The organism is Haloarchaeobius ordinarius (assembly GCF_051801355.1).
Taxonomy (GTDB): domain Archaea; phylum Halobacteriota; class Halobacteria; order Halobacteriales; family Natrialbaceae; genus Haloarchaeobius.
In genome coordinates this window covers 398,060-424,047 of the sequence record NZ_CP196560.1, presented here as the reverse complement: position 1 = coordinate 424,047, position 25,988 = coordinate 398,060, and the positions used below count along the sequence as shown (strand labels likewise).

The 25,988-nt window shown below is 64.6% G+C and carries 25 protein-coding genes and 1 tRNA gene; 12 read left to right on the top strand and 14 right to left on the bottom strand.

What is annotated here, in order from left to right; translation table 11 throughout:
• Positions 1-6: 6 nt before the first annotated feature.
• Positions 7-3,081 carry an FAD-binding and (Fe-S)-binding domain-containing protein gene (locus ACSC1R_RS02215; protein ID WP_439027441.1) on the bottom strand — a complete coding sequence of 1,025 codons (3,075 nt, stop codon included), beginning with the start codon at positions 3,079-3,081 and terminating at the stop codon, positions 7-9.
• 111 nt (positions 3,082-3,192) lie between these two features.
• Between ACSC1R_RS02215 and ACSC1R_RS02210 the strand changes: the two genes are divergently transcribed.
• Positions 3,193-4,287 carry a S1C family serine protease gene (locus ACSC1R_RS02210; RefSeq protein ID WP_439027440.1) on the top strand — a complete coding sequence of 365 codons (1,095 nt, stop codon included), beginning with the start codon at positions 3,193-3,195 and terminating at the stop codon, positions 4,285-4,287.
• A 66-nt stretch (positions 4,288-4,353) separates the two neighbouring features.
• Here the strand turns inward: ACSC1R_RS02210 and ACSC1R_RS02205 are convergent, their stop codons facing one another.
• Entirely contained in the window at positions 4,354-4,494 is a 141-nt protein-coding gene (locus tag ACSC1R_RS02205) for a hypothetical protein (protein WP_439027439.1), read from the bottom strand.
• Positions 4,495-4,613: 119 nt separating this feature from the next.
• Here ACSC1R_RS02205 and ACSC1R_RS02200 point away from each other — a divergent pair, with 119 nt between their 5' ends.
• Positions 4,614-4,778 (top strand): hypothetical protein, encoded by a 165-nt coding sequence (locus tag ACSC1R_RS02200; protein ID WP_439027438.1) that lies wholly within the window; start codon positions 4,614-4,616, stop codon positions 4,776-4,778.
• 141 nt (positions 4,779-4,919) lie between these two features.
• Positions 4,920-5,714: a 5'/3'-nucleotidase SurE gene (gene surE / locus ACSC1R_RS02195; RefSeq protein ID WP_439027437.1), complete on the top strand. Its 795-nt coding sequence runs from the start codon at positions 4,920-4,922 to the stop codon at positions 5,712-5,714.
• 46 nt (positions 5,715-5,760) lie between these two features.
• On the opposite strand, the gene ACSC1R_RS02190 is transcribed toward surE, so the two are convergent.
• The 3 genes from ACSC1R_RS02190 to ACSC1R_RS02180 form a co-directional block, all read right to left on the bottom strand.
• The gene (locus ACSC1R_RS02190; protein WP_439027436.1) at positions 5,761-6,348 is read right to left on the bottom strand and encodes a hypothetical protein; all 588 of its coding nucleotides are present in this window, start codon (positions 6,346-6,348) and stop codon (positions 5,761-5,763) included.
• Between the two features lie 776 nt (positions 6,349-7,124).
• A tRNA-Ile gene (locus tag ACSC1R_RS02185) sits at positions 7,125-7,198 on the bottom strand.
• A gap of 75 nt (positions 7,199-7,273) precedes the next feature.
• Positions 7,274-7,873 (bottom strand): FxsA family protein, encoded by a 600-nt coding sequence (locus tag ACSC1R_RS02180; RefSeq protein WP_439027435.1) that lies wholly within the window; start codon positions 7,871-7,873, stop codon positions 7,274-7,276.
• 108 nt (positions 7,874-7,981) lie between these two features.
• Here ACSC1R_RS02180 and ACSC1R_RS02175 point away from each other — a divergent pair, with 108 nt between their 5' ends.
• Positions 7,982-9,625, top strand: a complete 1,644-nt coding sequence (locus ACSC1R_RS02175; protein WP_439027434.1) for a DUF255 domain-containing protein — start codon at positions 7,982-7,984, stop codon at positions 9,623-9,625.
• Between the two features lie 63 nt (positions 9,626-9,688).
• Entirely contained in the window at positions 9,689-10,495 is an 807-nt protein-coding gene (locus ACSC1R_RS02170; RefSeq protein ID WP_439027433.1) for a TrmB family transcriptional regulator, read from the top strand.
• Between the two features lie 17 nt (positions 10,496-10,512).
• Here the strand turns inward: ACSC1R_RS02170 and ACSC1R_RS02165 are convergent, their stop codons facing one another.
• The 3 genes from ACSC1R_RS02165 to ACSC1R_RS02155 are packed head-to-tail and all read right to left on the bottom strand — an operon-like array spanning position 10,513 to position 12,886.
• The gene (locus ACSC1R_RS02165; RefSeq protein WP_439027432.1) at positions 10,513-11,745 is read right to left on the bottom strand and encodes a DUF5305 domain-containing protein; all 1,233 of its coding nucleotides are present in this window, start codon (positions 11,743-11,745) and stop codon (positions 10,513-10,515) included.
• Entirely contained in the window at positions 11,742-12,302 is a 561-nt protein-coding gene (locus ACSC1R_RS02160; RefSeq protein WP_439027431.1) for a hypothetical protein, read from the bottom strand. Before ACSC1R_RS02160 ends, ACSC1R_RS02165 begins: the two co-directional genes overlap by 4 nt.
• Positions 12,299-12,886 carry a DUF7344 domain-containing protein gene (locus tag ACSC1R_RS02155; RefSeq protein ID WP_439027430.1) on the bottom strand — a complete coding sequence of 196 codons (588 nt, stop codon included), beginning with the start codon at positions 12,884-12,886 and terminating at the stop codon, positions 12,299-12,301. Before ACSC1R_RS02155 ends, ACSC1R_RS02160 begins: the two co-directional genes overlap by 4 nt.
• Before the next feature lie 436 nt (positions 12,887-13,322).
• Here ACSC1R_RS02155 and ACSC1R_RS02150 point away from each other — a divergent pair, with 436 nt between their 5' ends.
• From ACSC1R_RS02150 to ACSC1R_RS02140, 3 genes are all read left to right on the top strand, one after another.
• Positions 13,323-13,946, top strand: coding sequence for a hypothetical protein (locus ACSC1R_RS02150; protein WP_439027429.1), 624 nt, complete (start codon positions 13,323-13,325; stop codon positions 13,944-13,946).
• 14 nt (positions 13,947-13,960) lie between these two features.
• Positions 13,961-14,497 carry a hypothetical protein gene (locus ACSC1R_RS02145; RefSeq protein ID WP_439027428.1) on the top strand — a complete coding sequence of 179 codons (537 nt, stop codon included), beginning with the start codon at positions 13,961-13,963 and terminating at the stop codon, positions 14,495-14,497.
• A 411-nt stretch (positions 14,498-14,908) separates the two neighbouring features.
• Positions 14,909-16,063 carry a signal peptidase I gene (locus ACSC1R_RS02140; protein WP_439027427.1) on the top strand — a complete coding sequence of 385 codons (1,155 nt, stop codon included), beginning with the start codon at positions 14,909-14,911 and terminating at the stop codon, positions 16,061-16,063.
• 14 nt (positions 16,064-16,077) lie between these two features.
• Here the strand turns inward: ACSC1R_RS02140 and ACSC1R_RS02135 are convergent, their stop codons facing one another.
• A complete protein-coding gene (locus tag ACSC1R_RS02135; RefSeq protein ID WP_439027426.1) occupies positions 16,078-17,205 on the bottom strand; it encodes a DUF5305 domain-containing protein in 1,128 nt (375 codons plus the stop codon).
• A gap of 185 nt (positions 17,206-17,390) precedes the next feature.
• Complete coding sequence (locus ACSC1R_RS02130; RefSeq protein ID WP_439027425.1) at positions 17,391-18,068, bottom strand: hypothetical protein; 678 nt, start codon at positions 18,066-18,068, stop codon at positions 17,391-17,393.
• 328 nt (positions 18,069-18,396) lie between these two features.
• On the opposite strand from ACSC1R_RS02130, the gene ACSC1R_RS02125 reads away from it, so the two are divergent.
• The gene (locus ACSC1R_RS02125) at positions 18,397-18,987 is read left to right on the top strand and encodes a DUF7344 domain-containing protein (RefSeq protein WP_439027424.1); all 591 of its coding nucleotides are present in this window, start codon (positions 18,397-18,399) and stop codon (positions 18,985-18,987) included.
• Entirely contained in the window at positions 18,984-19,595 is a 612-nt protein-coding gene (locus tag ACSC1R_RS02120; RefSeq protein WP_439027423.1) for a hypothetical protein, read from the top strand. The genes ACSC1R_RS02125 and ACSC1R_RS02120 overlap by 4 nt, the downstream gene beginning before the upstream one ends.
• Before the next feature lies 1 nt (position 19,596).
• Here ACSC1R_RS02120 and mptA read toward each other — a convergent pair whose 3' ends face one another.
• The 3 genes from mptA to ACSC1R_RS02105 form a co-directional block, all read right to left on the bottom strand.
• Positions 19,597-20,529: a GTP cyclohydrolase MptA gene (gene mptA, locus ACSC1R_RS02115; RefSeq protein WP_439027422.1), complete on the bottom strand. Its 933-nt coding sequence runs from the start codon at positions 20,527-20,529 to the stop codon at positions 19,597-19,599.
• Between the two features lie 111 nt (positions 20,530-20,640).
• On the bottom strand, positions 20,641-21,900 hold the full coding sequence (locus ACSC1R_RS02110) for an outer membrane protein assembly factor BamB family protein (RefSeq protein ID WP_439027421.1): 1,260 nt from the start codon (positions 21,898-21,900) through the stop codon (positions 20,641-20,643).
• Positions 21,901-21,941: 41 nt separating this feature from the next.
• The gene (locus tag ACSC1R_RS02105; protein ID WP_439027420.1) at positions 21,942-22,766 is read right to left on the bottom strand and encodes an NAD(+)/NADH kinase; all 825 of its coding nucleotides are present in this window, start codon (positions 22,764-22,766) and stop codon (positions 21,942-21,944) included.
• Positions 22,767-22,998: 232 nt separating this feature from the next.
• On the opposite strand from ACSC1R_RS02105, the gene ACSC1R_RS02100 reads away from it, so the two are divergent.
• Together ACSC1R_RS02100 and ACSC1R_RS02095 are read left to right on the top strand one after the other, a co-directional pair.
• Positions 22,999-24,270: a KaiC domain-containing protein gene (locus ACSC1R_RS02100; protein ID WP_439027419.1), complete on the top strand. Its 1,272-nt coding sequence runs from the start codon at positions 22,999-23,001 to the stop codon at positions 24,268-24,270.
• Between the two features lie 125 nt (positions 24,271-24,395).
• Positions 24,396-24,758 carry a hypothetical protein gene (locus tag ACSC1R_RS02095; RefSeq protein WP_439027418.1) on the top strand — a complete coding sequence of 121 codons (363 nt, stop codon included), beginning with the start codon at positions 24,396-24,398 and terminating at the stop codon, positions 24,756-24,758.
• 39 nt (positions 24,759-24,797) lie between these two features.
• Here the strand turns inward: ACSC1R_RS02095 and ACSC1R_RS02090 are convergent, their stop codons facing one another.
• Complete coding sequence (locus ACSC1R_RS02090) at positions 24,798-25,892, bottom strand: hemolysin family protein (protein WP_439027417.1); 1,095 nt, start codon at positions 25,890-25,892, stop codon at positions 24,798-24,800.
• Positions 25,893-25,988 lie beyond the last annotated feature (96 nt).

The window sequence follows — 25,988 nt, the reverse complement described above, 5'->3', positions numbered from 1 at the left end:
GGTAGCTCAGGCCAGTGCTCGCTCGACCAGCTGGATGGGCGTCGGTGGCTCCTCGCTCTCGGCCGCGTCGCCAAGCGTGTCGCGGTCTTCGAGCTGGGTCCGGCAGGACGCGCCGGGGGCGACGACCCGGTCGGCCTCGCTGGCGTCGATCTGGTCGTAGAGGATGTTCGCGATGGCTTCCGTCATCCCGCGGTGTTCGGCCTCGTAGCCGAAACTGCCGGCCATCCCACAGCAGGTGGAGTCCAGTGGGTCGACCGCGTACCCTGCCCGGCGGAGGACGCCGACCGCGTGGTGGTCCTTCTGCGTGGCCTTCTGGTGACAGTGGCCGTGGTAGGCCAGGGACTCGTCGGGGGCCACGAAGTCGACGTTCTCGTCGAGGCCGAACGAATCGATGTACTCACAGACGCCGTACGTGTTCTCGGCGACCTGTTCGACGGAGTCGCCCGAGAGCAGGTCGAGGTAGTCGGTCTGGAACATCACGGCGTTCGAGGGTTCGACCAGCACCACGTCCCAGCCGTCGCGGACTTTCGGGGCGAGCGAGGCGACGTTCTCGCGGGCGGCCTCCTGTGCCCTGTCGAGGACGCCCTTCGAGTGCGCCGGGCGGCCGGTGTCGCCGAGGTCCGGCACGTCGACGTGGACACCGGCGGCTTCGAGTACCCGGACCGCGGCCTTCCCCGATTCGGGGTCGTTGAAGTTGGTGTGGGTGTCCGGGAACAGCAGGACCGTCCGGGTCGCACTGGACTTCGGCACCGTAGAGCCGCCGCGCTTCTCGAACCAGTCGCGGAACGTCTCGCGATGGAACGTCGGCAGGGTGCGGTCGGCGGAGATGCCGACCAGTTTCTCGCCGAGCTTGCGGGCCGGGCCGAAGTCTGCCATCCAGTTCGCGATGGGGGCGGTCATGCTCCCGAGTTTCGACAGCTCGTGGATGTTCGCGAAGATGCGATTCCGGAGCGGGACGCCCTCGCGCTGCTGGCGTTCGTGTTCGACCTCGACTTTGAGCTTGGCGAGGTCGACCCCGCTCGGACAGTCGTTCTTACAGCCCTTGCAGCCGATACAGAGGTCCAGCACCTCGTGTTTGAACTCCTCGGAGAACTGCTCTTCCTGGCTCAAGTCGCCGCTCATCGCCTGCCGGAGCATGTTCGCCCGGCCGCGGGTGGCCGTAATCTCTTCGCCCGAGGCGCGGTAGGTCGGGCACATCACGCCACCGGTGGTGTCCTGGTCGCCCCGGCAGCCACCACAGCCGTGACACAGTTCGACCATGCCCTGCATCCCGTTCTCGTTGTCCCAGTTGAGTTCGGGGTCGAAGCCGAGGTCGAACTCGTAGTCGGGACCCGAACGCAGGTCTTCGGTCATGTCCACGTCGCCACAGACCTGCCCCGGGTTCAACAGCCAGTCCGGGTCGAACGCACTCTTGAGGTCCCGGAAGACGTTCCAGAGGTGGTCGCCGTAGAGTTTCTTGTTCCACTCGGTGCGGGCGCGGCCGTCGCCGTGTTCGCCCGAGACCGACCCGTCGTACTTGACGACGAGGTCGGTCACCTCGTCGGCGATGTCGTACATCGTCTGGACGCCCTCGACCGTCTTCGTGTTCACGAGCGGGCGGATGTGGAGCACGCCCGGCCCGGCGTGGGCGTAGAAGCTGGCGAACGTGTCGTGCTCGTCGAGGATGTCCTGGAAGTCAGAGACGTAGGCACCGAGGTTCTCCGGCGGGATGGCGGTGTCCTCGATGAACGCGATGTGCTTCTCGTCACCGGTACGAGAGAGCAGTATCGGGAGACCGGACTTGCGGAGCTTCCATATCTTCGCCATCTGCTCTGGGTCGTAGGCCTCCAGCGCGTCGAACGCCCGGGCGGGCTGGTCGACGCTGACGGCCGCGCCGCCGTCGGTCGCCTCGTCGCTCTCGCTCCCCGTCGTCGGCTCGCCCTCGGGTTCGTAGTCCGGCAGGCGGTCGGCGAGGAGGGTCGCGACCTGCTCACGGCCGTGGTCCTCGTCGGCGGCGTAGAACTCCACGAGCAGGGTCGCTTCGGTCCCCGCGGGCAACTGGTCGGCGACCTGCTCGAACTCGGGACGCTCGCGGGCGAGGTCGAGCAACACGTCGTCGACGAGTTCGACCGCGGCCGCGTCGTGTTCGAGGATGGCCGGCAGGTCGTCCATCGCGGCGACGAGGTCGTCGTAACACAGCATGGTCAGTGCCGTCGTCTCGGGGACGGGTTCGAGCGAGACCTCGGCCTCGGTGACGACCGCCAGCGTGCCTTCGCTCCCGGCCAGCAGTTTCGAGAGGTTGACCACGCCTTCTTCTTCGACCTGGTCGAGCAGGTAGTTCAGGTTGTACCCCGAGACGTTGCGCTTCAGTTTGGGGAACTTCTCACGAATCTCGTCGGCCTCCTCGTCCAGCACGCGCTGGACTTCGGCGTAGATTCGTTCTTCGAGGGTACCGTCGGAATCTGCGTACTCGTCGAGGTTCTCGACGGGCACGTCCTCGAACGTCGCCACGGTCCCGTCAGCGAGGACGACCTCGCACGATTCGACGTAGGCGTCGGTCTTGCCGTACTTCAGCGAGTGCGCGCCGGTCGAGTTGTTGCCGATGGCACCCCCGAGCACCGACTTGTCGCCCCACGCCGGGTCCGGCGCGAACTTCAGGTCGTGCTCGGCGAGTTCGCTGTTCAGCCGACCCAACTTCACGCCGGGCTGAGCGCGTGCGGTCCGCCCGTCGGGGTCGACCGACACCACGCCGTCCATGTAGCGCGAGAAGTCGAGGACGACCGCCTCGTTCACCGTCTGGCCGGCGAGGGAGGTCCCACCGCCCCGTGGCAGGACCGGGACGCCCTCCTCGGCGCAGTGTGACACGACGGCAGCCACGTCGTCGGTCGACTTCGGGAACACCACGCCGATGGGCGTCTTCTCGTAGATACTCGCGTCGGTCGCGTACAGCTGTCTGGAGTACGTGTCGAACCGCACCTCCCCATCGATGCGGCCGTCGAGTGCTTCCTGTAACGGTGTCTCGGCTACCTCGTCGCTCCGGTAGTCGAAGGAGCTCCGTCTGTCCGCCGCGGGGTCCGTGCCAGACCCTTCACTCCGTGCCATGTTTAGAGATACCTTCTATCCCGGTAAAAAAGGGCCGAAGGTGGCTACATTCGCTCCGCTGGCGGACCCGTTGGGGCGTGACTTAACGGGCTCGGCGTCGAAGTTGAGGACATGAAACAGGTCAGTCGCCGACGGTTCCTGGCGGGTGCAGGAACCGCTGCCAGCGTCGTCCTCGCCGGCTGCCCCGGCTCACGTGTCGGCGAACAGGGAGTCGACGAGACGGAGACCCGGACCGAGGACGCACCCTCGACGACAGGGGCAGTCGAGGGAGCCAGCTACGTCGACGTGTACGAGGAGGCAATCCAATCCGTCGTCCTCGTCCAGGCGTTCCTCCCGTCGGGGCAGAGCCAGGGGTCGGGCTGGGTGTACGACGGAAGCCACATCGTCACGAACCACCACGTCGTCGAAGACGCAGAAGCGGTCGAGGTCCAGTTCCACGACGGCACGTGGGAGGAGGCAACGGTCGTCGGAACCGACCGGTTCAGCGACCTCGCGGTGCTGGAGGTCACGAGCAAACCGGACTCGGCCACCCCCCTCCAGGTGATGGAGAGCGACCCGCGCGTCGGCAGGCGCGTCGTCGCCATCGGGAACCCGTACGGCCTCGAAGGGTCGATGTCGGAAGGTATCGTCTCGGGCGTGAACCGGTTGCTCCCCAACATCAACGGCGTCCAGATCGCGGACACGATCCAGACCGACGTGGCGGTGAACCCCGGTAACTCCGGCGGGCCGTTGCTTCGACTCGACGGGGTCGTCGTCGGATGTGTCAACGCTGGCGGCGGCGAGAACCTCGCGTTCGCCATCTCGGCGGCGATGATACGACGGGTCGTCCCGACACTCATCGAGCGCGGCGAGTACGGCCACGCCGCGATGGGAATCGGGATGACGAACGTCACGCCGACCGTCGCCAGGGTGAACGACCTCGATGGTGTTTCTGGCGTCATGATAGTCACCGTCGCCGAGGGTGGCCCATCGTCGGACCTCCTCCGGCCGGCGACGGGAACGACCAGCGTCGGCGGGGTTCGGGTTCCCGTCGGTGGCGACGTACTGGTCGCACTCGACGGGACGCCGATTCCGACACAACAGGCGTACGCGACCTATCTCGCTCTCGAGAAACGCCCCGGTGATACCGTGACGGCGAGGCTCCTCCGGGACGGCGAGTTCGTCGAACGGACGGTGACGCTCGGAACGCGCGGTGGCCTCACCTGACCGATCCGTCCTCCACTGGACGGCCGCTGTGAGAGACCGGCACCGCTGGAATGGATACTGCTGTCGCTAGTCGGCGCGGCGTATCTCTCGTCGTCGCCGGCGGGCCAGCCCGAGCAACTCGAGACCTGCCCGCTCCAGCGCGTCGTAGTCGTCACTGGCGACGGCGAGTCGGGCAGCGTCCAGCGCGTCCTGTACTTCGTCGTCCATGGGTGCCAGTTCGTGGCACGGGTACAAAACACCGAGCCAAGCGCGGTGAAAGTGAAAGTGGTTGGTACAGGCCGTCTAGCCCCAAAAATTATATCGGGGCTGTTCGTCTCGAATCGTATATGTCCCCGCTCGACCGCGTCAGGCGAGGCCTCCGTGTGCGACTCGGCCTGACAGGAGAAGAGACGGAATCCTACGTCTGTCGTTCGTGTAAGACGGACTTTCCCATCCAGCACCACGTCTGTCCGGAGTGTGGCGGGTACAGCGTCGAACGCCTCGACTGGTAGTGGCGACACCGTCCTCCCTGCCGTAGCCAGTCCAGTCGCCAGGCGTGGGTCGACAGCCGCTGCTGACCGAGTTCACAGCGCCGCGAGCGGCCCATCCCCCGACCGATACAGTTGTCCCGTTCGAGGTCACACTCCTCGACGATGGCACGGCCACGGGTGTTGCTCACGAACGACGACGGAATCGACGCGGTCGGCCTCCACGCGCTCCACGACGGGCTCCGGGACGTGGTGGACGTGACGGTCGTCGCCCCGACCGAGGACCAGAGCGGTGCGGGCCGCCGGAAGTCCTACTCCGTCGAGGCGCACGACCACGAACGTGGGACTGCCCTCGACGGCACTCCCGTCGACTGCGTGGCGGTCGGTCGCTACCAGAGCCAGCAGGCACCCGACCTCGTCGTCGCTGGCTGCAACCCCGGTCCGAACATCGGTGCCCACAAGCTCAGCCAGTCGGGTACCGTCAGCGCCGCCATGGAGGCTGCCTTTCTGGGGATTCCGGGCATCGCCGTCTCCGCGTACGACCCGGAGCGTGGCATGCTCGACGACCCCTCGGCTGCCGACTTCGACGAGGCCGTCCGCGTCACCCGCTTCCTCGTCGACCGTCTCCACGCCGTGGACTGGCTCGGCCCCGACTGGTATTTCAACGTCACCGTCCCAACCGAGCGCTCTCGCGGCGACGAACTCCGCCTCACCCGGCCCGCCCGCGGCTTCGACCGCCGGGTCGTCGAGGGTGAGGGCGACCGCGAACTCACCTTCGACAACCGCTTCTACGACCCGGTCGACCCCGACCGCGACGCCCCAGCACCCGACCCCGACACTGACCTCGGGGCCTGCGCCGACCACGTCACCAGCGTCTCCCCGCTCCACGTCGGCGTCGAGACCATCGAGGACGAGCGGCTCGCGGAGGCGTTCGCCGGGTTCGGCTCAGGGGACGCGTAGTCGGGACTCGTCGGTCAGTTGCTGTGAGTCACAGAGAGAGTCCGCCCTACAGCGGCGTCCACTCCTCGTCGTCCAGCGACAGCGGCGGGGTCAAGACGGCCCGCGTCTGGATGCCCCGCTCCGTCGTGATGGTCAACACGGCCCTGTCGCCGGCTCCGATACCGGCAGCACCCTCCGCACTCCCTGCCCGGACGTCCTCGACCGCGACGAAGACGTGGAACACGTCGGTCTCGTCGTTCAGTTCCGGCGCGGAGCCGTCGTGGTCGATGGGACTGACGACCGAGAAGTTCGTCGCGTTCGCGCCGCTCGCGGTGAAGTTCAGCGTCCGGTTCACTTCGTCGTCCGCGTAGTGGATGGTCGCGTTCGACAGGTTGGTCGTGTTCATCCCCGGCCCGAGTTTCACCGTCAGCCGGGCGTACCCGACGCTCCCGTCCGATGCGTTCACCCGGCCGACCTCGTTCACGACCAGGACGCCCCCGGAGATGTCCTCGAACGCCCTCGAGGTCTCGTTCTGGGCCTGCTGGCCGAGCTGGTCGGCCCCGCCCAGCAACACGCCCCCGGCGATTGCCGCGACGGCGACCATCGCCACGAACATGAAGATGACACCGACGGACACCTGGGCACGCTGGTCCATTTGCACAGTGTTCGTGTTGGCAGAAGCATAGTTCTGTCGGGGGTGACTGTTCGGGTTGTCAGTGTGTTGGCCGGGGACGCTCGCTCCCGAAGAGCCGCCATGCGTCGAAGGCACAGTCGGGTACCCCGGTACGTCGAGACTCCTCGGGCCGTCCCCGGTTCCGCTGGGTCCTGTTGCAAAACTGTTTCCCATCTGTCTGTTTTATCACACTCTGCGATTGTGCCTCGAAAATGCTCAAAAGCGGTGTTATTGCGCTTCTCTGTCTCGGTGTTTCCCAGCTTCGATGGCGAGACTACTCAGGTCTATGACGGGAGTATCCACCGTGCGAGTATATCAGGGTATACATTTTTGATTATTCGAGTTAATTTTCGCCTACAGTTACTTCGCAACCACCAGATGAGCGTTTCCTCACCCCCCGTGAGCGGCTATCGACGCGAATCGGGCTGTTGCGAGTCAACTGAATCGCTCGTGATTCCGGGGTCCGACCTCACCCCCCAGGTCGAGTCCCTCGGAACTCGGATCGGTATCCACCACCGGCTGCCAATCCTGCAGCCACCTCGTTTTTCGAAGGTAGATTCCTGCAACAGTGGAAACGCACTCCGTCGCAGTTTCGCGGAAAAGTAATGGGCCGACTCGGATTGTGAACCAGAGGTAGACAGTCCGGGATGCTCGCTACGCTGCGCTTCCGGGCTGTGACTACCAGGGTTCAAATCCGAGTCATATCTCTACTTTCCGCTCAACGTACTCACTACGTTCGTAGTTTCGCGGAAAAGTAGTGGGCCGACTCGGATTTGAACCGAGAACCTCCACCTTATCAGAGTGGCGCTCAACCTGATTGAGCTATCGGCCCGCCGTCGTTCGCATTTCCGAGTTGTGCGGTGGGAAGTATAAGGGTTTCTTTCTCGCAGAGCTTAGACAGGGGTTCTCACTCGTCGTCTTCGAACTCGATGGAGTACGAGTCGTCGCCGAGGTTGTAGGTGTCGTCAGCGCTGCTCCCGCCGGAATTCCCGCTGTTTGTGCCGCCGGAGCTGCCGGAGCCGCCACCCATCCCACCGAAGCCACCCATCTGGCCGTTCCCACCCTCGAAGTCGCCCTGGGGGAACCCGAACGTCCAGACGTTCCCGGAGGCCATCCCGCCGGTCTGCTTGTCGAGGTACGGCGTGACGACGTACTTCTTGAGTGCGGCGCGGATGGGGATGCGGGTCACGGGAATCGTCAGCAGCAGGGCGACGAAGTCCGTGACGAGCCCGGGCGTGAGGAAGAACGCGCCGGCCGCGATGAGCAGCGCGCCGTCCATGACCTCGTTCGTGGGGGGAGTCCCCTCGGCGAGCTGGCGCTGTATCTTCCGGATGGTGCGCCGCCCCTCTGCGCGCACGAGCAGCATGCCGACGAGCGCGGTCAGGACGACCAGCGCGGCCGCGATGACGATGGTCACCTCAGGCGCGAAGAGCGTGATGAGCAACAGCAAGGCGGCATCGAGCGTCGGGATGACGAGTAACAGCCCGATGAGCCGGAGTGTTCGCATGGGCGGGGATAGCGGGTCAGGGGTCAAAGCCCTTTTTCCATCGCTGCCTGGGTCGCACTGGTGTGGCCATCGCCGAGTTCATACCCTCGCGCACCCGAAGCCCCCCACATGGACGAGTCCGCAGCCCAGACACGGGTCGAGTGGCACGAGTGGGGACCGGACGCTTTCGAACTCGCCGCAGCGGAACGAAAACCGATTCTGCTCTCGCTGTCGGCGACGTGGTGTTCGCACTGTCACGAGATGGACCGCGAGACGTACGACGAACCCCGAATCGCGGCGAACGTGAACGACGGCTTCGTGCCGGTTCGGGTCGACGTGGACCGCAATCCCCGGGTCCGGGACCGGTACAACATGGGCGGCTTCCCGTCGAACGTGTTCCTCACGCCCGACGGCGAGGTACTGACGGGGTCGGGCTACCTCGGCGAGGATGGCATGCGCCAGGTCATCGACTCGGTGCGACAGATGTGGGACGAGAAGGGGACTTCGGCGGGTCGCATCCCCCGGTCGGTCCAGGGCAACGACACGCCAGCGGGCGAGCTGACCGAGGACATCGAGATTCAGCTGCTCGGCCAGCTCCGCGAGAGCTACGACGAGCGAAACGGTGGCTGGGGCAACGCGGAGAAGTTTCCCATGCCGCGGACCATCGAGTTCGCCCTGAAGCGCGAGCGCGAGCAGGCACTCCGGAGCCTGAACGCGGTCAGCGCGAACCTGCTCGACGACTACGCGGGCGGTTTCTTCCGGTTCGCCGCGAACCCGGACTGGAGCGGCACCCACCACGAGAAGCTGCTCGACACGAACGCCTCCTTGCTCCGGGCGTTCGCCAACGCCTACCTCTACACCGGGAAAGAGGAGTACCGCCAGCCCGCCGAGGCGACCGTCGACTACCTGACGGGCACGCTCTGGAACGGCGAGGCCTTCGGCGGCGGCCAGGCCGCGGGCGCGGGCGCGAGCTACTACACCGCAGACCCGAGCGACCGCGAATCCGCAGAGACCCCGCCCGTCGACGAGACGGCGTTCGCGGACTGGAACGCGCTGGCGGTCGATGCCCTGCTCACCTACCACGCCTACACCGACGACGAGACGGCCCGGCGCTACGCCGAGCGCACCCTGGACTACCTGACTCAGGAACTCGTCGAGGACGGCGTCGTCACACACTTCCGAACCGACGACGTGGAAGGCGAGGCCGGTCTACTGGTCGACCACGCCCGCGTCCTGAGTGCGCTCACCCGCGCCCGGGAGGTCCTCGGCGCGGACACCCTCGACACCGCTCAGGCGGTCGCCGACCACGCCATCGACACGCTGCTCGTCGGCGACTCGTTCGTCGACGGTCCGCGCGAGGGGCTCGGACTCCTCGACCGCCCGCTGCGCCCGCTCGACGGGAACGTGGAGTTCGCCGACGCCCTGCTCGACCTCGCGTTGCTCACCGGGGAGGACCGCTACCGAGACGTGGCGGCCGACGCGCTTGCGGCTTTCGCGGGCGCGGCGGACCGATTCGGCGTCCGCATCGCGGCCTACGGCGCTGCCGTCTCGCGCCTGCTGTACGACCCGCTCGTCATCGCGGTCACCGACGAGGCTGCGAGCGACCTCCACCGCGCCGCCTTGCGAATGGCCGACCACGAGAAGGTCGTCGTCCCGAACGCGACCGGCTACGAGGAGTCGGGTGCTGCCTACGTCGTCCGCGGGGAGTCAGTCGCCGACCCCGCCCACGACCCCGAAACACTCAGCCGCCGAGTTTCCGACGCGATGGAGTGAGTACAGCAGGGCTCGCGGAAACTACCGTTGTGTTTATGGTTCTCCACTCTCATCAGGTTTATTATGGCGAGCCTCAGGGACCTCGGGTTGTCGGAGTACGAAGCGAGAGCATACCGCGCGCTGTTGAACACTGGTCCGACAACCGCCAAAGAGTTGTCGCGGGCCAGCGACGTGCCCATGGGCCGAATCTACGACGTGCTCAACAGTATCGAGCAGTACAACCTGGTCCGCAGCCAGACCGCGAGCCGTCCCAAGAAGTACGTCGCCGTCGAGCCGGCGACCGCTCTCGACCGCCTGCTGGAGGACAAAAAGCGCGAACTCGACGAGAAGGCAGAACAGTACGAGAACATCGTCGACGAACTCTCCGACGAACTCGACGCCGCCGAACCCGTCGAAGAGCAGTTCTGGACCGCGGCAGTCGGGCAAGAGGAGACCACCGACCTCCTGCTCGAACGGCTCACCGCGGCCGACCGTCACATCATCATGGTCGCGTCCGCCCAGACTCCCCAGTTCGACGTGACCGAGGTCGGTGACAGAATAGTCGAACAGCTAGAGGACGCGCTCGAACGCGGCGTCAAGATAGACGTCCTGCTCACCCGTGAGGTGGTCGACACCCTCTCCGAAGAGGTCGGCCGTCGCTACCGCGAGCGACTCTCGTCCGACCCCGACTTCGAGGTCCGCACCAGTGACGACGTGACTGGCACGTTCAATCTCCTCGACGACGTGGAGGTCGTCATCCAGGTGCCGAACCCGCTCGGGTCTTCCGGCGAGACGTTCGCCATGATAGACCTCAAAGACCCCGAGTTCGCCACCGAGGTGTACGACGAATTCCAGCCCACGTGGGAGAACGCGGAACCGCTGAGCTTCTGAACCCGGAACGTTCCGACTCAGTCCAACTGGTCCGGGGGCTCTCCCCACAACCCCGCGTCTTCGTCTTCTTCTTCTGCCGCCGGGGCCAGTGGGTCTTCCCAATCGGAGTCGTCTACCGAGTCGTCTGCCGATTCCGTAGTTTCCACAGCCGTGTCGTCCGCAAGGACTGGTGAATCCCTTTCGTCTCGAACCGGGGGGCGATAGCTGTAGAGGTAGTCGCCGTGGACGACGTAGAACGCGTCCTCGTCGGGGGCCTCAACGACCCCGTTGTCGGTGTCGATGGCGAAGTCCACCAGCGCCTGCAACGACTCGGCTTCGGCCTCGGGCCGGTCGAACGCGTCGTCGGGTAGTCGGATGGGTGAGATCCACTCGTCGAACTCGGCCCGCTCGGCGTCGAAGTCCAGTCGTTCACGTGCAGTCTCGGAGACCGTGAAGGCCCCGCGCCGACGCCCGAGAGCGAGCGTCAGTAGCCCACCCCCCGCGCCACCGAGCACCAGCGGCCCTGCCAGTTTCTCGATTCCGCTGGAGTCCGTCGGCACGGTCACCCGGTAGGACTCCTCGAACTCGTCCGTCTGCCGGGTGTCGGTGGGGATGGCGTAGCTCTCGCTCTGGAACGACACCGGCAGCCGGTACGTCCGGGTGCGCTCGACCCGTTCGCCGTTCACGGTTCCGTGCACCGTCACGGTGGTCTCGACGTGGACCCGCGGCTCGCCCGGGCTTCCCAGCGCCTCGGAGTAGTTCTCCGCGCGGGCACCGACCGCTGAGGCGTTCATCGTGAACGGAACGCGGACCCGTTCGCCCGGCGCGAGCGAGTCGAAGCTGTAGTTCGAGAGCGGCCGGCGCTTCTCCCAGAGCACGGTCGGTGACTCCTCTCCGGACCGGTCTTCGACGCCGCGGAAGACGAGTTCGAGCGACATCGTGCCGGCCAACTCCCCGCGCTCTCGTGCCCGATAGGAGAACAGGGCCTGCCCGTCGAGCCGCGGTGAGACCTGTTCGAAGTAGACGGAACGGTTCGAGAGCGTCGTCCCCGTCGGGTAAACCGCGTTCTCTTCGGTGACCGTCGCGGTGTGGTCGTACCAGCCGGTCGTCGCCCACGCTTCGCGCTGTTCGACCCGCGTGGTCGCCGACTGGTCCACGTACGCGCCGTACACGAGCCAGCCGCCCAGGAGCGTACAGCCGACGAGCACCACGGCGACCAACGCGACGTTGTCGTCGACGAACCGCCGGAGTCGTGTCGTCGCCCCGGTCATGGTCGGTCCGGGTCGTGGACGTCGGTCTCGTTCGCGCCGCCATTGCTCCCGCCTTCTCCGTCTTCTCCGTCGTCGATGTCACGGCCCTGGGCCGAGTCGCCGGGTTCGCAATCGACGGTGAACGACCGTTCCGCCTCGTCGCCCTCGATGGCCGCGGCGAGGTCGTGACTCTCGACTTCGACGTCGACGACGACGGTGGCCGACGCCGCCTCCTCGCACGTCACCTCGGCGGTGACGCGTCTGACCTGACCGACACCGACCGCCCCGGGCCGTGAGTCGACCGCGACGGTGACACCGCCACCGGTCGCCACCTCGACGGCGACGTGGTGGAGCGGCGCACCCAGCCTGTTCTCGACTTCGAGCAGTGTCACCCGGTCGCCGTCCTCGACGGCCAGCGACTCCGGCGTCGCGTAGCCGACCAGTGCCTCGTCGTCACCGACGACCGACACCTGGACGCTCCGGTCCGCCTCGACAGCCGAGAACCCCGTCGTCCCCGACGTCAGCGCGACCGCTGCCGCGAGCGCCAGCACGAGACTCACCCGCCGTAGTCGTGTCATCGGTCCAGTTCCGGCGGCGTCTCGGTCGTTCCCAGTGCCAGTTCGCTCACGTAGTACCGATGGGCGAGCGCGGAGCAGACGAACGCGATGACGACGGCGACCAGCCACGCGAGTTCGGGGAGTACCCCGAACGGCCAGACGCCGAGACCGACCCCGGCCGTCAACCCGAGTGACACCGCCGAGAGGCCGAGGTAGTACTCGTTCCACGGTATCTCTTTCCCGCGAACGACGTCGAGGTAGAGGTCAACGTCCGACAGGGCCTCGGTCGGTTCGACGACCCCCCGGTCCTTGTCGAACTCGACGACGCCCGCGTCGTCCATCATCGGGAGATGCTGCTGCTGGAGCGCGGTGTACACCCGCTTTCGCTCGGTGTAGCCGACAGCCGCCAGCTCGATGTCGTTCTCCCACGCGGCGATCTGCTCGGCCATCGGGCCGATGTCGACTGCGTCTTCATCCCCTTCGTGTTTCAGGACGTGCACGGCGTATCGTCGCCGCCTGTTTGACAGCACGTCGAACAGTTCGTCTTCGGAGACCGCTGTGGATAGCTGTGTCTCCCCGTCCCCCTGCTGCTTCGCAACCCCCATGAGACACGTGGAGTTTTGACAGGAGATTATAAAAAACTGAACGACGTTTCAGATACCATTACTAATAGTAGGGTCGCGTTACGGGCCGAATACCATCGATACAGGGGTGTTACTCCGACCATATCTGCGCCGACAGGTTCTCTGCGTAAGCTCGACTTGCCATCCGTGAGAATCGAGTTTGGTCGGCGTAACGACCGATTATCGGCCCGCTGGCTCGCTCTGAACGACTCGCAGACCGGGTCTGCTGGTTCTCCGGTCGAGTCTGCCACGACACCTCGAAAAAATAACCGGTCCCCCACCGTCCGGCAGGGGACTCAATACAGTACTGGCAACTCCCGTTGGCTTCGAGTGAAGCGATTCGGTGCGAGCAGGCGTCGTGCGGGCGGTGACGCGTGCTCGGGCGGGGTCGCACTCGAAACACGGTGAATACACGACAATGGAACGACGCAAGTTCTTGATCGGACTCGGATCGGTCGCTGCCGGCGGGGCAGCTGCAATGGGTACTGGAGCGTTTACGAGTGTCGAGGCGGATCGTACTCTCTCAATTGATACTGCCGGCGATGCGAACGCCTTCCTCAGTTTCAAGAGAGCAACTGACCCTGACGGGAACGTCTACCCGAACGCGGAGGAGTATGTCCATGGCGATCTTAACGGTGAGACGCTCAGCCTCGATTTCACACAATCTAACGACACGGCGGGGTCCGCGTCCGGTATCAACCAAAACGCCAAGACGATTTTCGACAATCTCTTCGACATCACGAACAACGGTTCACAGGACGTGGTGCTCACGGTTCAATCGGACCTAATCGCGTCTCAGGGTGGGTTCCTCGGCATCTACGCTGAAAACTCACAGGAAGAGAATGACACTGACGGAACGGGACTGAGTTATCCCGACGACGGTAACAACACTGACACCAGTTACTGGGGAGCGGTAGAAATTCCAGTCGGGCAGACTCTCTCCAATGTTGGCATCTACATCCCGAAGGGCCACAGTACGAAGGACCTGAACGGCGGGACGCTCACCTTCATTGCCGAACGCACTGGCGGGAACAAGGACTAATCCCTTCGATATCCATGAGACGGCGTAGATTCCTCGCGGGCGCTGGGATGCTCGTCGGTGCTGGGAGCGCAGCTCTCGGAACCGGCGCGTTCACCAGTGTTGAATCCGAGCGAAGCGTCTCTATAGTGGTCGCCAAGGACTACTACGCATTCCTCCGGATGGAACCAATCGGAGACAAAGGAATTGACGGCGAAGAGACCGGCCGATCCTTTGTAAATGGGGAACAGATTGAGTTCGAGATTCCGGGAGACGAGGATGGTGAGAACCCTGGCGCCGCAGGTGTTGGAGTGGACTCAGTCTATGAGTTTTACGACTTAGTTTCGGTGAGCAATCAAGGCACCCAGCCTGTGCAAATCTACAGTACGTACGATGGGAACACGCTCGCTGACCTCGCACTCATCGCTGGCGACGGGGTCCTCCGTAAGGACCCGCCGGTTCTCGATGTCGGCGACGATATCGGTCTTGGCCTGTACATCGACACACATGATTCCAACATCGGTGAGTTCGAAGAAACTCTAACTATCGTAGCTGACCAGCCCGACGACGAGTAGTGGCAGTCGTTGGGCACCATGCTATTTGTTCTTGATTCGATGTGAGTGGTGGTTTGATGCTGCTGTGGATCTTTCAGGATTCACACAAAGAATGGGTATAGTGACAAACGGCAGAATATGCGGAGGCCAGTGCTCGTGTGTAGAAAAATATACTCGTTATCGCAGCTATGGTTACCCTGACGTTCACCACTGTACACCGGTGCGTTCCTTTCCACACAACTTGATATCCTAAGTCGGGTACTTCTGTACAACCATCCGGCTCGATATTGACATGATCAGTATTGTGGTTTTGCCTCCGCACAAGAACTCCACCGACTCGTAATCGATTGAGCGCTTGGGTTCTGGTGCAAGCCACACAAAAGCCACATTTTTATATCAGAAAAGTAAACATATGGAGCGAGGGAAGATTGGATGGGAGGTCGTAGACTGTTATCGGCCACCGCTTCATTAGCGGTTGCTGTCGTCGTCGTCTCCTTACTCGCAGGCTCACTTCTCGGCCAACCCGTCCTCCTGAGCTACGTCGAGACAGGCAGCATGCAGCCGACGATGGACCCCGGCGACGGGTTCGTCGCGGTCCCCGCGGCCATAGCCGACGACCCCGAACCGGGAGACGTCATCGTCTTCCGGGCAGAGCAACTCCACGGCGGCGGCCTCACCACCCATCGCGTGGTTGAGGAGACCGAGCGGGGCTACATCACTCGCGGCGACGCGAACCCCTTCACCGACCAGGACGGCGATGAGCCACCGGTAAAGGATGCCCAGATCGTCGCGGAGGCGTTCACCGTCGGCGGTTCAGTCGTGGTCATCCCCCACCTCGGAACGGCCGTAATGGGAATTCAAGACGCGCTGGCGTGGACCCAGATTCGACTCGCCACGCTCCTCGGCACGCGCTCGCTTCTGGGAACGCAGGGGCTCGCGATGATACTGTTCGGCCTCTCGGTCGTCGGCTACGTCGTCGACTGGTACCTCGACGACGACACGGCGGGCCGGCGCGACCGCTCTCGAAGCAGGGACGACGGGACCTCGACGCGGCTGATTCTGGCCGGGTTCGCACTCCTCGTCGTCCTCTCGGCCACCGCCGCGATGGTCATGCCGGCCGGCACACAGGAGTTCGGGGTCGTCAGCGCCGAGTTCGACTCGGAGCGCCCGACCGTCATCAGGCAGGGCACGTCGAAGGACATGCCCTACCGCGTCGCCAACGGCGGCGTCGTCCCGGTGCACGTCTATCTCGAACCCGCCAGCGAGGGCGTCGACGTGGCCCCGCGCCACCTCACGCTCGACGGGCGGAGCCAGGCCAACGCGACCCTGACGCTCGCCGCCGCCGAGGACACCGGGTACTACCGGCGGTTCCTCACGGAGCGCCGGTACCTCGCGGTGCTCCCCGCGTCGGTCATCGATGGCCTGTACCGCGTGCACCCCTGGGCACCCATCCTCGCCATCGACGGGCTGCTCGGCGGGACAGTGTACCTGTTCGGCGCAGTGATGTTGAAACAGGGCCGGTTGCGGAACCGGACACGAGAGGGTGCTGGTCGGTCGCTGACCAGTCGCGTGTTCGGTAAGTTCTGAGTCTCCGGCGAGGGTCACTCCTCCTCGCCGTCGGTGTTGTCGGTGTCCCACTCCTCCGCGTCTCCCGAAACGGTGCTCTCCTCTGCTGGCGGACGGTAGCTGTAGAGGTAGTCGCCGTGAACGACGTAGTACGCCTCCTCGTCGGGGGCCTCGAGTACTGCATTGTCGGTGTCGATGGCGAAGTCGACCAGCGCCTGCAACGACTCGGCTTCGGCCTCGGGGCGCTCGAAGGCGTCCCGCGGGAGGTCGATGGTCGAGATCCACTCGTCGAACTCGTTCCGGTCGTCACGGTAGTCGAGTCGCTGGCGCTCCGTCTCCGAGAGTTCGATGTGTCCGGTCCGTTTCGCTGCCCCTACCCCGACCAGCCCGATTAGTGAGGTCCCGGCGAGGAAGGGCCCGAGCGTCGTCCCGACTCCACTCGGCTCCTCCTCGACCGTCACGGTCCGCGTCTCGTTGAACGCTGTCGTCTCGGTCGCTGGTGAAGGGACCTCGTAGGTCGTCTCCTCGAACGAGAGCGGGAGCAGGTGGGTCTGCTTCTTCTGGAGCTGTTCGCCGTTCACCGTGCCCTCGGCGGTGACGACTGCGCGGACGTGGACTCGCGTCTCGCCCGACGCCCCGAGCTGTTCACTGAGGTTGTCGGCTTCGGCCTTCGCGCCAGTCGCGTTGAAGGCGAACGGGATTTCGACTGACTGGCCCGGTTGCAGTGAGTCGAAGCTGGTGTTCCCGAGTTGCTCTTTGGTCTGCCAGAGGACCGTCTGCTGTTCGTTCTGGTCTCCCTGGACTCCACGGAGAACGAGTACGAGGTCCACCGCACCCGACAAAGTCCCGCTCTTGCGGGCGTCGTATGTGAACCGGTACTTCCCCTCGAAGTCCGGTGCGACCCGGCCGAAGTAGACGCTCCTGTTGGTCAGCTCCGTGCCTGTCGGGTAGAGCGAGTTCTCCTCGGTGACCGTCGCGGCGTGATTGAAGCTTCCTGTGATCGCCCAGGATTGTTCGGTTAGTTGCTCTGTCGTCGTCTCCTGTGTCGCGTATGCCCCGTACGTGAGCCACCCCCCGAGTAGCGCGAGCAGGACGAGCACGGCGACGACCGTGACGTACTGCGATTCGAGAACGGCCCGCAGTCGCGGGAATTCTCTTGGCATTGTGGGTTTCGGATGTGTGGTGGTAGGTTAGCTATTGGTTTGATATATTAATTAACAATTTCTTACTGGTTGCTGGGTTCGGTTACTGGATTTATCACCTAGGAATTATGGACGAAATTCTCTATGGAAATATCTTTGTTCGATAATGGCAATAGGTGAATGACAATTCCGGGCCCGAGATAGTTTTACGTTGCGTCCCTGTCACTCCCCCGTTCAACCGCCATTATCACTATTCCCGGATCTAGTGTTACATCCCCTCCACTGAGGTTGTTATTTGTCTCAATTACCATGTCGACTAGAATCGATTCACCAGGGGTGAGATACTGTTTCGAATCGGATCCCCCTGGGTCACCATCTTGATTTAGCCATACACGGTTACCGCTGTCAATTCCAATTTTCACGGACCCGTTGGCGCCTAGACCATCACCATTGACTCCCTCTTCGGCGAATACGCCAACGTTATCAATGCCAGCTTGATCCGCCAATAACTGGCCGGAATATTGCGTCGATGCTCCGGAGATTGGGCTTGCCTGCCCAACATCGTCACCGTTCACACCGACGGCAACTGCGATATTATTTTGCCCTTGATTAGTGAGACGGAATAAGTCGAAGAACCCGGTTCTTGCGTCTGGATTGAGACCTCCTCCGGGATTTCCGCCTCCGAAATTGAGACTTAGTTCACCATTAGTAAGTGTCGTCCGTTCATCAACTGGTTCAATTCCAAGAAAAGCGTTTTCGTCAGTTACCACGTCGGCAGTAACTTTCCGCCCAGCACTGAAATTTGTAAACGCGCCACTCCCCATTGCAGCTGCCCCGCCGGCAGCGAGCGATCCGAGTCCGACCAAGAACTTGCGTCGTTGCATTGTTCTGTTTCGTATTGTTGCGCACCCCGAACCCATCCCCCCGCACACGAGCGACGTTCCTGCTGAGGTGCGTACCAGATGCATCGCCGGGAACCCATTTTGGAATACACAACCAGCGGACTCGGCAGGCAGTCCTTCCGCTCACAGATTGCACTCTATTCGTCGCTCCAAACCGCGTATACTGTCCGTAAATCGACCAATAGACGGAACCCGACTCGATTCAATTCGGTGTTACTCCCAGTAACACACGACTCACGCCGGGCACAGAGCCTTTGGCGACGAATATCTACAAAATAGACATAAGAGTTAGACGAGGTGTTTGTGGTGCATGCACGGGGGAATTCGGGGGGAGGAAGTCCAGTCGCCACGCGACGAAGAGTTATCACGGGATTGTCTGCTAGAGGTATTAAGTAACCAGCGCCGACGCTTCGTCATTCACCAGCTCAAACAGCAAGCAGGGCCGGTCGAACTGCGCACCCTGGCGGAACAGGTCGCCAGCTGGGAGAACGACAAGCCGGTCGAACAGCTCACGCACAAGGAGCGAAAGCGGGTGATGAACGCGCTCCGGCAGTTCCACCTGCCGAAGATGGCCGACAGCGGGGTCGTGGAGTACGATTCGAGACGGGGGACGGTCGAACTCACAGAGGCGGCGGTGAACTCGAACTTCTACGTCGATGTGATGCCAGAGCGCGGGATTCCGTGGGGGCTGTACTACCTCGGACTCTCGGGGGCGAGCGTCACGTTGCTTGCGGGAGTGTGGTTCGACGTGTTTCCCTTTCACCTGCTGTCGCCGAAGGTGTGGAGCGTGTTCTTCGTGACGCTGTTCTTCGTGTCCTCGGTCGGGCACTTCTACGACAACTACTACCGGATGCGCCTGGGTGCGAAAGACGAACCACCGGAGGTGAAAGAGAGGCGATGAACCGCCGACTGGTTTTGCTCGCGATGGCGGGAGTGGCGGTGCTCGTGTTCGCGACCGGAACCGGCGGGTTCTCGTCGTCGGCCCTCGACCGCGGCCTGACGGTGAACGTCGTCGACGACCAGCGCGCATACGTCGGGTTTGAGCAGTCGGTCGAGGAGACGGTGGTCGAACCCGACGTGAACGAGTCGACCGCTTCGAACGCCACACAGTCGAGTCAGCAGAACGGGTCCAATTCGACCACGACGACGAACGAAACCGATGTTCGGGAGACCGTTCGGAAGATCCTCGTCGTTCGTGTCGAGAACCAGCTCCCGGCCGGCACCGACCTCGACTCGGTCCGCGTCACCGTCGACGACGAGACGGTGGCACTGGTCGACGGGGCACTCGGCCAGGGTGAAGCCGCGGAGACGACCTTCAGCGACGTGGACTGCGACGACCGAATCACGGTCGCAGTGTCCGGCGACGGGATGGAGACGACGTTCACGCGGCCGGTCGAGTGCAATTCCGTCGGTGAGGACGGTGGCGATGACGACGGAGACAGCGAGGGCGAAGGTGAAAACGAGGACGAACAGGGCGAGGACGAAGACGAGACCGGGGAAGTCGACTAACTCACGCCGTCCCGTTCAGTTCCGTCCGCAGCTGGCCCATCTCGACCAGGCGCTCGGCGTGGGCGTTGTGCTGGTGGATGGATTCGTCGTTGGACTGTTTCATGTGAATCACGGCGTCGTCCGGCAGGTGGTCGAACTCGTCGACGACGCCTTCGGCCATGGCACGAACACAGTCCTCGACGAACTTGGCGTCGGCGTGAGCCTCGTAGGTCATGTGGTCCTCGTCGGGGCGCTTCGCGAGGTTGTAGATGCGCGCGGACATGGAGTCGCGGGCGATTTCGACGATGTCCATGAGGTCGACGTCGGGGGTGCCTTCGGATTCGATGGTGATGGTCGCGTGGCCGCGCTGGCTGTGGCCGGGTTGGGGGACACGGTCTAAGAACTCCTCGGTGGTCTCGTCGTCCACACCGAGGTCGGCGAGCACGTTGCGGGCACGGGCGGCGGACATCCCCTGGGAGCAGGGACAGACCGTCATGCCGACGACGTGGGCGCCGATTTCCTCGCGGGTGCCGTCGTCGGTCGCGGTCGCGCTGGCGATGATGTCGACGACGCTCTGGGTCTCGAGGTTGGAGGCGGGCGTGTTCTCGCGGGTGACGAGTTCTGCTTCCATCTTCACCTGGGCCTTGCTGGTGTAGTCGTGTTTCGCCAGCAGACGCTCTGCGGCGTCGCCACAGACGTCTTCCACGCGGAGGGCTTCGTCGCGGGTCGCGGCTTCCAGCGTCTCGTCGATGACTTGCATGTTACGAGACATGTCTGCGCCTTTGCGCCACGACGGCAGGTCGACGAACACCTCGAATTCGGCCATCAGGACGATGGGTCGCTTCCCTTCGCGGTGGAGTTTGACGAGCTTTTCGACACCCGTGACCCCCACCTGGCTCAGCCCGACGGTGACGTCCGGGCTGGACGCCTGGACGTCCGGCAGTTGCTCACTCATTGAGTGCAGGAAGGGTCAGGAGTTGCTAAGGGCTTTCGAAACTCGGGGGGCTTGCCCGTACTCCGCGGGCGTGGAGTGGTGGTGCTCGGCGACTCGCACGCACTCGGACGGTCACTCCAGCGCGTACAACCCGTCGCTCGGGAACAGGGCGACCCCGTCGACGACGGCGGGCGGCCGGGGGGTGCCAGAGGTCGCGTTCGTCCCGAACGACCAGAGCCGGCTCCCGTCAGCGGGCGAGAACGCCGCCATCTCGTCGAAGCTCCGGACGTACAGCCCGTCGCCGGCGACGACCGGCGGGCCCGCCGCCCCGGCCCGTCGCGTCCACGCGACCGCGCCGTCGGCCGTCGACAGGGCGTGGAGCGTCCACGTCTGTGCGACGAACAGCGAGTCCGCACCGAGCGCCGGCGAGGCGAGAATCGGGCGCGGTCCGCCGGACCCCGCACCCTCGACCGTCGTCTGCCACCGGGCGTTCCCATCCAGCCCGACCGCGTGGACTGTCGCGTTCCCGGCGGCCGCGTAGACCGCATCGGAACCGACCGACGGCGGTGCTGTCGCGCTCCCGCCCAGGTCGATCCGCCACTGCTCGGTCCCGTCGCCGGCCGCGAGACAGGTGAGGCCCTCGCTCGTCCCGGCGTACACCAGGCCGTCAGCGACCGCCGGACTCGGAATCGGTCCGAACTCGCCGCCACCGGTCTCCGCGGTCCAGCGTTCGCGGCCGTCCTCGACGGCGAGGGCGTACAGAGTCGTCGGACCGTCGTACCCGCGGCCGGCGACGAAGACGGTGCCGTCGGCGACAGTCATCCCGGAGTCGAGGTCGTTCGAGGCGCGCCAGCGTTCGGTCCCGGTGGCGGCGTCGAAGGCGACGACGCTGCCGGATACCTGGACGAGCACCGTCTCCCCCGAGACTGCCACGTCGCCGACCACGTTCGTCCCGGCGACCGTGGTCGTCCAGCGTGGCTCCCCGGTACTACCGTCGAGTGCGGCGACCAGCGTCCGCATCTCGTCGTCTTCCTCGCCGCCTGCTGTGCCACCCTCTGCGAGGTACACCGTCCCGTCTGCGACGGCCGGGGTCGCCATCGCGTAGGCTGGCCCCGGTTCGGCCCGGCGGAACGTCCATCGGGGGGCCACGTCGCCGGTCGGTCCTGGTACGTCGGCTCGCCCGGTGTTCGCACCGTCGTACTGGAACTGGCGGTAGCTGCCGGTCAGTTGGCCGTCCACCCCCGACTCCGCGGTCGTCGTCGATTCCACGGTCGCCCCGTCTGGAGTCGACTCGGCCTGCGCTGCGGTGTCGTCGTCACCGTCACCGAGGCACCCGGCCGCCCCGGCGAGGCCGCCACAGGCGGCCAGCAGTCGTCGTCGTGTCGGTCGCATACCAGATTCGAACCGGGAGCGCAGAAGTAGGTACCGGTGGCTCAGTCCAGCTTGTTGAGCGCTTTGAAGAACTCGCTCGGCGGGCCGGCCATCCGGACCGGCTGGTCGGCCCGTTCGATGGTGATGGTCTCGGGCGGGTCGATGACCTGCTGGTTGCGGCCGTCACTGATGACGAACCCGGAGTCGGCGTCGTCGACCCGGACCGTGACGGTGCTGTCGGCGGCGCTCACGAGCGACGGCATCGGTTCGGAGGCACACATCTCCGTGACGACGACGGCGTCGACCTCGGGGCGGATGAACGGTCCGCCTTCACTGAGGTTGTAGGCGGTGCTGCCCGCCGGGGTCGCGACGAGGACACCGTCGCCCTGGCTGCCGGTGTAGAGTTCGCCGTCGACGCGGACCTCGAAGGAGGCCCCGCTGCCGTGGCCGCGCTGGGGACCCTGGACGACGATTTCGTTCATCCCGGGGTCGAGGGTCCAGCTGTCGCCCCTCGCCTGCAGGCGCATCATCTTGCGGACGTGCGGTGCGCCAGTCTCACGGATGTGTTCGACCTCGTCCTCGACCGCGTCGAGGGCGTCGTCGGGGGAGACGGCATTCAGGAAGCCGACTTCGCCGAGGTTCACACCCATGATGGGTGCGGTCCCGGCCCCTCGTGCGGTGTAGAGGAACGTCCCGTCACCGCCGATACTCACGACCAGGTCACAGTCCTGCATGGCCTCGGGTGAGACACCGTCGATGCCGAGGGCCGTGGCTGTGGCCGTGTCGACTGCTATCGTCACGTCGCGCTCGCCGAGCATCTCGCGGAGTTTCTCCGCGAGGTGGGCCGCACGAGCGTTGTCCTTCTGGGCGACCAGCCCCACCTTCATGCTCGTGGCTATCGCGTACGAACGTAAAAACCCCTCCGACAGCAACAAGGTTAATACCTGCGCAGGGCGTGGCCTCCGGTGTACGAACGGCGCGGTCGGCCGTGTGTGCCCGACCCGCCATCACGATAGTTATGCCCCCCTCCGAACAGTCTCGTGCCGGCCACGCCGCGATGCCCCGTTCTGGCGTCGCAGCGACACGTCCGCCAGTCAGCGGCAGGCGGTGGGGGACACCATGAGCGAGGAGGACTGGTTCGAGCGGGCCATCCGAGAGCGGAACGAGGACGACGGTTCAGCTGCTGCCGACGACGAGACGGCCAACTCGACAGACCACGAGGCAGCCGCACCGACAGAGCCGGACTCCGAGGACACGGTCGACGTGAACGACTGGTCCAGTGGTCCCACGGCCGAGGACGCTGCTGCCGACGCCGTGGCTGGGGCCGAGACGGACCAGGACCCACAGGAGAATGCTGGTCCTGGCTCGACGGCGCAGACGGACGCAGCCCCCGGTCAGAACCGGGACGTGGACACCGGGGATGCCGGAGACGAGGACACGTCGGCGTCGCTGTTCAACGATGACTTCGGTGCGGCGATGGAGAACGTCCAGCTGCCCGACATCGACGACGGAGACGACGGGCAGACCGACGCAGGCGGGTCGTTCGACGTCGGCGGCAGTCCGTTCGACGTCGGCGACGGCGAGTTCGACATGGCCACCGACGACTTCGGGATGGGCGGCGGACTCGGCGGTGACGACTTCGGCGGCGGTGGTCTGGGCGGGGGTGGATTCGACGCGGAGGAGTTCGACTCCGAACTGCCCCGAATCAACCTCGGCATCAAAGGGCTCGACGAGATGATAATGGGGGGCGTGCCCGAACGGTCCCTGATGGTCGCCGTCGGCTCCGCCGGGACCGGGAAGACCACGTTCGGTCTCCAGTTCCTCGACCACGGGATGCGCCAGGGCGAGCGCGGCATCTTCATCACGCTCGAGGAGAACCGCAGGCGCGTCATCAACTCGGCCACCGAGAAGGGGATGCCCTTCGACGAGTACGTCGAGGACGACCTGCTCGCAATCGTCGACATCGACCCCATCGAGATGGCGAACAGTCTCGGCTCCATCCGGTCGGAACTCCCCCGACTCATCCGCGAGTTCGGGGCCAGTCGACTGGTACTCGACTCGGTCTCGCTGCTGGAGATGATGTACGACGACCGGGCGAAACGCCGCAACGAGATATTCGATTTCACCAAGAGCCTGAAGGAGGCCGGTATCACGACCATGATGACTTCGGAAGCCAGTGAGGACTCGCCGTACGCATCCCGCCACGGCATCGTCGAGTACCTCACGGACGCGGTGTTCATCCTCCAGTACGTCAGGCCCTCTGACTTCCGGGAGACCCGCCTCGCCGTCGAGATACAGAAGATACGCGACGCGAACCACTCCCGTGAGACCAAACCCTACGAGATTACCGACGAGGGTATCTCGGTCCACCGGCAGGCCAACATCTTCTGACGGACACCCTCGAATATCCGGCCATTCGCTTTCCCCGTCCGCGACGTAACCACGGTATGTATCCGACAACCAGTGGGTCACCGTTCGCAAGTCTCCAGACCGCCCCGTCCCGGAGGTGCTGACCGATGGGACTCCTCGACTCGCTGGTCGTGTTCGTCGTGAGCTGGGTAATCGGGACCGTCGGTATCGTTGCGGGGGCGAAAGTCATCCTCGAACGTGGGACCGACTTCGGGTACGCGGCTATCACCGCTCTCTTCGGAGCCATCGCCTGGGGCGTGGTGAGCTTCTTCCTCGGGTGGATTCCGCTCCTGGGAATCGTGCTCGTGCTCCTCGCCTGGGTCGGCGTCATCAACTGGCGCTATCCCGGCGGCTGGAAGGTCGCGGCCGGCATCGGCGTCGTCGCGTGGCTGGTCGCAGTCGCGGTCGTCTGGGTGCTCTCGGCTGTCGGAATCGTCGCGCCGGACGTGCTGGGGATTCCGGGCGTGTAGAATCGAGTGAAACCGCCCAGCGAAGAGGCAGGGGGGACCCTAGTTCGGTGCGGGCTGGTTCCGGCGCGAGGTGTTCGCGGTCCTCGTATCGAGGGGGTCTTCCAGTTCGCCCATGACGGCTTCGAGTGCGTCGGTCGCGGTGACCAGACCGACGACCTCGCCATCGGCGAGGACTACCGCAAGCTCCTGGTTCTCGGCCTGGAACCGGTCGATTGCGTCGCTGACAGAGGTGTCCGCCGAGACCGTCATCGGCGGCGCTGCGATGTCCGCGAACGTCGTGCTCCCATCCCGCAGCGCGTCGATGTTCTCGATGACCCGCGGGACGTAGACGATACCTTCGACCTCCTCCGGCGTGTCGCCGACGAGCGGATACCGGGTGTGCTGGCTCTCGGAGAGACGCCGGAGGTTCTCCCCGGGAGACGCCGCCGTCGAGAGGAACACGGCCTCGGACTCGGGGACCATCACGTCTCGAATCTCCATCGTCCCGGCGTCGAGCGCGCTCAGCACCTCGTCGTGGCGCTCGCCTTCGACGTCCCCCCGTTCCAGCAGCGAACTCAGGCGGTTGCGAAGCTGACTCCGGGACTCGATGACGTCTTCCTCGGCTTCGAGCCACGCACCGGACATCTCGATGCCGAACAGTCGGAGCGTCCACTTCGCGACCCAGTCGCCGAGCTTGATGAGCGGCGAGATGACCACGTAGAACCAGTAGAGGGGCGCAGCCCCGTACCGGCAGACCAGCCGGGACCGCTCGACGCCGAGGTAGGTCGGCGTCTGCTCGCCGTGGGTCAGGTGGATGAGATTGATGATGAGGTACGCGATGAGTGCGCCGGCCCCGATTCTCGCCAGGGGGGTACCGCCGAACAGCGGCTCGAAGATGGCGGCGAGTGCGGGTTCGGCGACGATACCGACGGCGATGCTCGAGGCGGTGATACCCACCTGGCACGTCGTCAGGTACAGTTCGAGGTCGTTCGTCATCTCCCACGCCCGCTCAAGGCGCGAGTCCCCGTCGACGAACTCCTCCTCCGTGAACTGTCGCGCACGCGTCAGCGCGAACTCGATGGCGACGAAGAAGCCGTTTGCGAGGATGAGCAAGACACCTGCGAACAGGCGAATCACGATCTCGAGCGTGTTCATCTGTCGTTCGTGCCTCCCCGTTCCCGTTCGAGACGGGAAAAAGTGTCGAACCGTCCTCGGATTTAAGTATATGATTTGCAGAAACGCAACCACTTT